At 62.7% G+C, this 8720-nt stretch carries 5 protein-coding genes; 3 read left to right on the plus strand and 2 right to left on the minus strand.

The window, feature by feature from the left end; genetic code table 11:
- Positions 1–51: 51 nt before the first annotated feature.
- The gene (locus tag A8B82_RS16610) at positions 52–1155 is read right to left on the minus strand and encodes a pyridoxal phosphate-dependent aminotransferase (protein WP_067294848.1); all 1104 of its coding nucleotides are present in this window, start codon (positions 1153–1155) and stop codon (positions 52–54) included.
- Between the two features lie 135 nt (positions 1156–1290).
- Here A8B82_RS16610 and A8B82_RS16615 point away from each other — a divergent pair, with 135 nt between their 5' ends.
- Positions 1291–2079 carry a crotonase/enoyl-CoA hydratase family protein gene (locus tag A8B82_RS16615; RefSeq protein ID WP_067294872.1) on the plus strand — a complete coding sequence of 263 codons (789 nt, stop codon included), beginning with the start codon at positions 1291–1293 and terminating at the stop codon, positions 2077–2079.
- A gap of 79 nt (positions 2080–2158) precedes the next feature.
- Here A8B82_RS16615 and A8B82_RS16620 read toward each other — a convergent pair whose 3' ends face one another.
- Positions 2159–5230, minus strand: a complete 3072-nt coding sequence (locus A8B82_RS16620) for a valine--tRNA ligase (RefSeq protein ID WP_067294851.1) — start codon at positions 5228–5230, stop codon at positions 2159–2161.
- A gap of 455 nt (positions 5231–5685) precedes the next feature.
- On the opposite strand from A8B82_RS16620, the gene A8B82_RS16625 reads away from it, so the two are divergent.
- Together A8B82_RS16625 and A8B82_RS16630 are read left to right on the plus strand one after the other, a co-directional pair.
- Complete coding sequence (locus A8B82_RS16625) at positions 5686–7983, plus strand: xanthine dehydrogenase family protein molybdopterin-binding subunit (protein ID WP_067294854.1); 2298 nt, start codon at positions 5686–5688, stop codon at positions 7981–7983.
- A 10-nt stretch (positions 7984–7993) separates the two neighbouring features.
- Positions 7994–8720 (plus strand): DUF2235 domain-containing protein (locus A8B82_RS16630; RefSeq protein ID WP_235604718.1); only part of this gene is annotated, 727 nt, incomplete at its 3' end.

Consider the following 8720-nt stretch of genomic DNA (forward strand, 5'->3'; position numbering starts at 1 on the left):
CGGTCTCTCGCAGCTTGATCGTCAGCAAGTATATATCCCGATTTTGCTGAGTCAGCCCTTTTCTGCATCCGCCAGCGCACCCGGCAGCGCGGCGGCAAAGGCATCGAGATCCGCAGGCGTGCCGCAACTGACGCGGATACAGCGGTTCTGCGGTGCCGCGAATGGCATGCGCACAAAGATGTCCCGCGAGACCAGACCGTCCAGCACAGCCTTGGCATAGGCGCCGTCCCGGCCGCAATCAATCGCGACGAAGTTCGCCGCCGAGGGCAGCGGTGTCAGCCCGTGGTGCCGCGCGATGTCCGCGATCCGGTCACGGGCGGCGGCGATTTCGGCCTGCACATGCGCCAGCCAGTCGACATCCTCCAAGGCGGCCAGCGCACCGGCCTGCGCCGCGCGGTTCATGCCGAAATGGTTGCGCACCTTGTGAAAGGCGGTGATCAACTCGGGATGTCCCAGCGCATAACCGACCCGTGCGCCCGCCAGCCCGTAAGCCTTTGAAAAGGTGCGCATGCGAATGACGCGTGGATCGTCGAAGGGCAGCGGCAGCGCGGTGCCTTCGGGCGCGGTCTCCACATAGGCTTCGTCAAGGACCAGCAGGGTGCCCTCGGGCAGACTGTCCATGGCGGCGGCAATGTCGGCCCCCCGGTGCCAGCTGCCCATCGGATTGTCCGGATTGGCCATGTAGACCAGCTTGGCATCCACTTCCGCCGCCTTGGCAAATAGGGTTTCGGGGTCCTCGCCATCTGCGACATAAGGCACCTTGTGCAGCGCCCCGCCGTAGCCCGCGACATGGTAGTTGAAGGTCGGATAGGCCCCGTCGGAGGTGACAACCGCATCACCGGGTGCCACAAAAAGCCGCACCAGATAGCTCAGCAGCCCGTCGATGCCCTCGCCCACCACGATATTCTCCATCGTCGTCCCATGGTGCCGGGCCAGGGCCGCGCGCAGATCGTGGCTTTCGGGATCGCCATACATCCAGTGCCCGGTTTCAGCCATCGCTGAAAGGGCGCGGGGCGAGGGGCCAAAGACATTCTCGTTTGCGCCCAGCCGGGCGGTGAAGGGGCGCTTGTGCGCACGTTCCTGGGTTTCGGGCCCGACGAAGGGGACAGAGGCGGGCAGGGATTGGGCAAGCGGGGTGAGGCGAAGGTTTGTCATGCGGTTTGATAGGCCCCGGCGGCGCGCCGGGCAAGAGGCCCTGCGCAGATGTGGGGTGCCGGGGGTGCCGCTGCGTTGGGCTGGCGCGACGGCGCGGCTTGCGCTCTAATGTCAGAAACCCTGCCGGAGGATGCCATGAGCCGCGTTTCGATCACCTATGAAAATCACATCGCCTTTGTCCGCCTGACGCGGGCGGACAAGATGAACGCCGTGGATCAGGAGATGATAGACGCGGTGATCGCTGCCGGAAACGAGGTTGCGGCGTCGGACGCGCGCTGTGTCGTGCTGTCGGGCGAAGGCAAGGCGTTCTGCGCCGGGATCGACATTTCGGGCCTGTCGGGCATGGTTGGAAAGGACCCGGCAGAGCTGCTGATGCCGCGCAGCCATGGCAACGGCACCACGAACCAGTGGCAGGAGGTTGCGATGGTCTGGTCCCGCATGGACATCCCCGTGATCGCCGCCATCCATGGCGCCTGCTTTGGCGCGGGCCTGCAACTGGCGCTGGGGGCGGATATCAGGATTGCGGCACCGGATGCGAAATTCGCGGTGATGGAGATGAAATGGGGCATCGTGCCGGACATGGGCGGCATGGTTTTGCTGCCGAAACTGGTACGCAGCGACGTGCTGCGGCGATTGACCTATACGGCAGAGCCGATCGGCACCGCACAGGCGGAGCGTTGGGGGCTGGTAACCGAAGTGGCCGAGGACCCGCTGGCGGCGGCGACAGCGCTGGCAGAGGTTATTGCGGGCAAAAGCCCATCGGCAGTACGGGCGGCCAAGCGGTTGATTTCACTGGCAGAGGTCGCCGGTGAGGCGGCGGTTCTGGAGGCGGAATCGCGCGAGCAGGCCGCCCTGCTGGGCAAGCCGCATCAGATGGAAGTGGTGGCGGCTGAATTCGGGAAACGTACTGCGGTTTTCAAATAACCGCTGCGCCGGAAACATGAAACGCGCGCCAGGGCGATGGCGCGCGCATGTGTATTTGTCAGAACAATGAAAGAGGGGGTCAGCCCATTTCCGCCAGCCGGTCGAGGGCCGCCTGAAGCTGGTCTGCCTCTTCCTGCCGGGCGTCGAGATTGGCTTGCGCCTCGGCCACGACCTCTTCGGGGGCGGAGGCGGCGAACTTGGGATTGTTCAGACGTCCCCTGAGGCCCCCGATCTCCTTGCCCAGCTTGTCCAGCGACTTTTGCAGGCGCGCCTTCTCTGCGGCGATGTCGATGATCCCTTCAAGCGGCAGGCCAAGGGTAGCAGCGCGCGCCGGGATGGAGGCGGTGCCCTTTGGGAAGGTATCGACCTTTTCAAGCTTTTCGACACCGGCGCGCCGCGCGATCAGGTCCTGGTTGCGCTCCCATGCCAGCAGGCCCGCGGCGTCGATCTCGGTATAGACCATCGGCACCTTGAGGCTGCCGGGCACGCCCATGGACACCCGCGCCGAGCGGATGTTCTGAATCAGCGAGATCACCCAGTTCAGTTCCTCGTCGGCCTCGTCATCGAGCAATTCCGAAACCGTGTAGGTCGGCCAGTCGGCATGGACCAGCAACTTGGGCCGGTCCTTGAGGCTCCACAGTTCCTCGGTGATAAAAGGCATGATCGGGTGCAGCAGGATCAGGCATTGATCCAGTGCCCAGCCATAGGTGGCGCGGGTTTCCGCGATGGCGCCCGCGTCGTCACCGTCAAAGATCGGCTTGGTGAATTCCAGATACCAGTCGCAGAAGGTGCCCCAGACAAAGGCGTAAAGCGTGTTGGCGGCATCGTTGAACCGGTATTGGGTCAGGGCCGTATCCAGCGCCTCGCGGGTCTTGGCGATCTCGCCCTTGATCCATTTGTTCACGGTCAGCGTGGTTTCGGGGGGCGTGTCGCTGTGCGGCACCTCCAGCACGCCGTTGCGTTCGGCAAAGGCGGTGGCGTTCCAGATCTTGTTGCCGAACTTGCGATAGCCGTCGATGCGCGCGGTGCTGAGTTTCAGGTCGCGCCCCATGGCGGCCATGGAGGTGAGCGTGAAGCGCACGGCGTCAGCGCCGTATTCGTCGATCAGTTCCAGCGGGTCGAGCACATTGCCAAGTGACTTTGACATCTTCTTGCCCTTCTCGTCGCGGACGAGGGCGTGGACGTAGACGGTTTTGAATGGCACCCGCTCCGACAGGGGCAGGCTCTGATCCAACACGGCGGTTTGCATCATCATCATCCGGGCGACCCAAAAGAAAATGATGTCGAAGCCGGTGATCAGGACGGAGGTGGGGAAGTATTTTTGCAATTCCTCGGTCTGTTCGGGCCAGCCGAGGGTGCCGATGGGCCAGAGGCCGGAGGAGAACCAGGTGTCGAGGACGTCGGGGTCGCGTGAAAGCCTAAATTCAATGGTTTGCGCCGTTTCTATAGACGAACCATCGAAGGTTACGCCGGGAGTTACACCTGCCGCTATCCCTTCAGCTTTCATCCCATCGAGGTCAATGTTATTTTCAGAAATTTCTACGGCTGCGAGCGGATATTTTTTTTCATAGTAGCTTTTGGCCTTACTTGCTGCCTCTTGAAAGGTTGGAGCGCAGAATGGCTCAAAGTCCCATCCATACCAAACCGGTATCTGATGCCCCCACCAAAGTTGTCGCGAAATGCACCAGGGCTCGATGTTTTCCAGCCAGTGGAAATACACCTTCTTGTCCTGTTCGGGCAGGATTTCGACCTCACCCGAACGCACGGCGTCGATGGCGGGGCCGACGATCTTTTTGGTGTCCACGAACCACTGATCCGTCAGCATCGGCTCGATCACGACCTTGGAGCGGTCGCCGAAGGGCTGCATGATCTTCTTGGCCTCGACCAGCGGAATGTCGTCGGTGGCAGAGCAGACCCGCCCGTCGCTGTCGTCGATGGGGCCGGGGATCATCACGGCGAGGCCCTCGGCGGTGATGTCCGCGACCACGCGCTTGCGGGCCTCGAAACGGTCCAACCCGCGATAGGCTTCCGGCACCAGGTTCATGGCGGCGATGGAGCCTTCGGTGAAGTCCTGCTTGCCATTGGCGATGGCCTGGGCGACGGCGGCTTCCTCGGCATAGGGTTTGCCGTCGGCGCGCATCGCGCCTTTTGTGTCCATCAGATTGTACATCGGGATATTCGCGCGCTTGGCGACTTCATAGTCGTTGAAGTCATGCGCGCCGGTGATCTTGACCGCGCCGGAACCGAAATCCTTGTCGGGGTATTCATCGGTGATGATCGGGATCAGGCGGCGGTGCTCTTTCGGGCCGACCGGAATTTCACAGAGTTTTCCGACAATTGGTGCGTAGCGTTCATCCGATGGATGAACGGCAACCGCGCCGTCGCCCAGCATGGTTTCAGGGCGTGTGGTGGCGATGGAGATATAGTTGCGCGTCTCGCGCAGGGTGACGTTGCCGTCTTCGTCCTTCTCGACATATTCGTAAGTTGCGCCGCCCGCCAACGGGTACTTGAAATGCCACATGTGGCCGTCGACTTCGATGTTCTCGACTTCGAGGTCGGAGATCGCGGTTTCGAAATGCGGGTCCCAGTTGACCAGCCGCTTGCCGCGATAGATCAGGCCCTTGTTGTACATGTCGACAAAGACCTTGATGACGGCATCGTGGAAGTTGCCCTCTTCGCCTTCGGGCGCATTCGGCGCGCCGGACATGGTAAAGGCGTTGCGGGACCAGTCGCAGGAGGCACCGAGCCGTTTGAGCTGTTCGATGATCGTGCCGCCGGATTGCGTTTTCCACTTCCAGATCTCGGCAGTGAATTCCTCGCGCGACCATTCGCGGCGCGGTGGCTTGCCTTCGGCGGCCAGCTTGCGTTCGACGACCATCTGGGTGGCGATGCCTGCGTGGTCCTGGCCCGGTTGCCACAGCGTGTCATGCCCGCGCATCCGGTGCCAACGCACCAGAATGTCCTGCAAAGTGTTGTTGAAGGCATGGCCCATGTGCAGCACGCCGGTGACATTGGGGGGCGGGATCATGATGGAGAAGGTCTCAGCACCTTCGCTGGCATTGGCCCCGGCCTTGAAGGCCTGCGCCTGTTCCCATGCGGCATAGAGGCGCTTTTCGGCGTCCTGGGCGTTGAATGTCTTGTCGAGGGCCATGCTGATCCATCCTGTCGTCGTTTGGGTGCTGATCTAGCGGAGGATGCGGTGAAGGGAAAGGGTGGCGGTAAGTTGCTCCTGCGCCGGGGTGTAACTTGCCCCGACGGCCGTCCCTGAATGGCGAACGCGCGGTCCGTGTTCGGGGTCGGATTGGATCGAGTATCTTTGGCATGATGAAGCATGGGAAGCGCCCCGATCCCGGCGGCGTCATGGGCCGGGCCGAAATCTGCGGCATCCATTCTTCATGCACGGCCATCGGCGCTCCCGCCCGTACTGCAATGCCGGATCCCGCCGGAAAGGTCAGAGTTTTCCTGTTTTTCTGTTTCTTCATGCCCAAATATTTCTCTCCGCCCTCTGCATCCCATGTGCTGTCGGTGTCGGGGTGCGGGTTGGGCTGGACAACCGATATCTGTCCTATATCTGTTTCACCCACAGACACACCAAAAGGACCGACCATGGACAAATTCGGAAAAAGCCAACCGGTCAAACGTACCGAAGACATGCGGTTTCTCATGGGCGAAGGGCGCTATGTGGATGACATCGCGCCGGAGGGTGCGTTGCATGCCTATTTCCTGCGGTCCTCGGTCGGGCATGGCGTGATCAGTGAATTGGATGTCTCGGATGCCGCGCAGTCAGAGGGTGTTCACCTGGTCCTGACCTGTGCCGATCTGGAAGCGGCAGGCATGGATATCTCGATGTCCGGTGCCCTGGTTGAAAACCGTGATGGCACCAAGGGGGCGGCCCCCCAGCGCCCGATGCTGGCCAAGGGCAGGGTCAGATATGTCGGCGAACCCGTCGCTGTCGTGATCGCCGACACGCTGGCGCAGGCGCGCGATGCGGCAGAGCTTGTCATGCTCGACATTGACGATCTGCCCGCCAAGATTGACCTGCATCCGGGCGGCGAGGCTTTGCACGAGGAAGCGCCCGACAACAGGGCCTTCGACTGGGGCATGGGCGACGAAGCGGCCACGCAGGCGGCCTTTGACGCGGCTGCGCGGACGGTTGCCCTGGATGTGGAAGACAACCGTATCATCGTCAATTCGATGGAGCCGCGCGGCTGCTATGCGGAGTGGACCGACGGGCGTCTGCATGTCGCCAACAACGCGCAGGGTGTCTGGGTGCACAAGGGGTTTCTCAAGACTGCCTTCGGTCTGGAGGATGAGCAGGTGCGCGTGACCAACCCCGATACCGGCGGCGGTTTTGGCATGAAGTCGATGACCTACAATGAATATTTCTGCGCGGCCCAGGCGGCGCGGGCGCTGGGCAGACCGGTGCGCTGGATGTCGGACCGGACCGAGGCGATGCTGAGCGATAACGGCGGGCGCGACCTGACCAGCCTTGCGGAATTCGCCTTTGACGCTGACCACCGCATCACCGCCTACCGGGTGCGGACGCGCTGCAACCTCGGGGCCTATAACTCGCAGTTTGCCCAGCATATCCAGACAACCCTGTTCAGCCGCGTTCTGATGGGCGTCTATGACGTGCAGACCACCTGGTTGCAGGCGGAGGGGTATTTCACCAACACTGTGCCCGTGGACGCCTATCGCGGCGCGGGACGGCCCGAGGCGATTTATGTGCTGGAGCGTCTGATGGACCGGGCGGCGCGGGAACTGGGCATCGACCCCTGGGAGCTGCGCCGGATCAATTTCATCAAGCCCGACCAGTTCCCCTACAAGTCCGCCACCGGAGAGACCTATGATGTGGGTGATTTCAATCGCCTGCTGACCCGCATCGCCCAGGAGGCTGACTGCGATGGTTACGAGGCGCGCAAGGCGGCGGATGCGAGACGCGGGCTGCTGCGCGGGCAGGGGCTGTGCTATTACATCGAGAGCATTCTGGGCGACCCTTCCGAAGGCGCCAAGGTGGTCTTCGAGGAGAACGGCCGCGTCACGATTCTGGTCGGCACCCAGTCGAACGGGCAGGGCCATGAAACGGTCTATGCGCAGTTCCTGTCGGATCAGACGGGTATTCCCGCCGATCTGATCGACGTGGTGCAGGGCGACAGCGACCTGATCGCGCAGGGCGGCGGCACGGGCGGGTCCCGTTCCGTCACCACCCAGAACAACGCGACACTGGCCACCGTGACGGCGATAACGCAGGCGTTCACGGCGTTTCTGGCAGAAGAGATGGGCGTGCCCGCAAGCGAGATCAGCTTTGACGATGAACGCTTCCGCGCCGAGGGGTCGAACATGACCCCCACCATGATGGAAGTGGCTGAAATGGCCCGCGACAAAGGCCGCGATGACCTGCTGACCCATCACGAACGCGCGACACTGCCGGCGCGCAGCTTTCCCAACGGGGCGCATGTGGCAGAGGTTGTCGTGGACCCCGAGACCGGTGTCGTGACCACCGAGCGTTATACTGTGGTCGATGATTTCGGCAATCTGATCAACCCGATGCTGGCCGAAGGGCAGGTGCATGGCGGTGTCGCCCAGGGCATCGGCCAGGCGATTCAGGAACGTGTCGTCTATGACGAGGACGGACAATTGCTCACGGCGTCGTTCATGGACTACGCCTTGCCCCGTGCCGCCGATCTTCCCAATATCAGCTTTGTGTCGGAGCCGGTGCCATCCACAGCCAACATCATGGGGATGAAGGGTTGCGGCGAAGCGGGCACCGTGGGCGCGCTGGCCGCTGTGGCCAATGCGGTTCAGGATGCGCTCTGGGAGCAGGGGGTGCGACAGGCAGATATGCCCTTCACGCCGCATCGGGTCTGGGAGATGTTGAACGGTGCCAAACTCGCGGCAGAATGAACCCGAAGGGGTGGCACCTCAGCGTGCGACCCATGTGATCGTTCTGGACGGCACCCTGTCGTCGCTGGAGCCGGCCAGCCGGACCAATGCCGGGCAGGCCTATGGGCTGCTGCATGAAAACAATGGCGGGCTGTCGCTTTATTATGAGCCGGGGCTGCAATGGACCCATTGGCGATCCATCTGGGATGTGATTGCGGGCCGGGGGATCAACCGGCAGATCAGGCGGGCCTACGGCTGGCTTTCGGCCCGCTACAGGCCCGGTGACCGGATCTTTCTGCTGGGCTATTCACGCGGCGCCTATGCGGTGCGTTCGCTGGCCGGGGTCATGAACCTGGTCGGGCTGCTGCGCCCCAATCACAGCACAAGAAAGGCGGTGCGCACGGCCTATCGTCATTATGAAACCGACCCGAACAGTGAGGAGGCGCGCGCCTTCAGCGCCGCATATTGCCACCGAGGCGTGGAAATCGACACGATTGCCGTCTGGGATACGGTCAAGGCACTGGGGCTAAACGCGCCCGTCCTTTGGCGGTTGTCCCGACGGGCACACGGCTTTCACAACCATGAGTTGGGCCCGGACGTGCTGCACGGATATCACGCGCTGGCCCATGACGAGACGCGCGTGGCCTATGCGCCGGTGCTCTGGACCTCGCACGATGGGTTTTCTGGCCGGGTCGAGCAGGTCTGGTTCCCCGGCACGCATGGCGACGTGGGCGGGCATCTGGGCGGGTTTGAGGCGG

The organism is Sulfitobacter sp. EhC04, from assembly GCF_001650875.1.
In the GTDB taxonomy this organism is placed as follows: domain Bacteria; phylum Pseudomonadota; class Alphaproteobacteria; order Rhodobacterales; family Rhodobacteraceae; genus Sulfitobacter.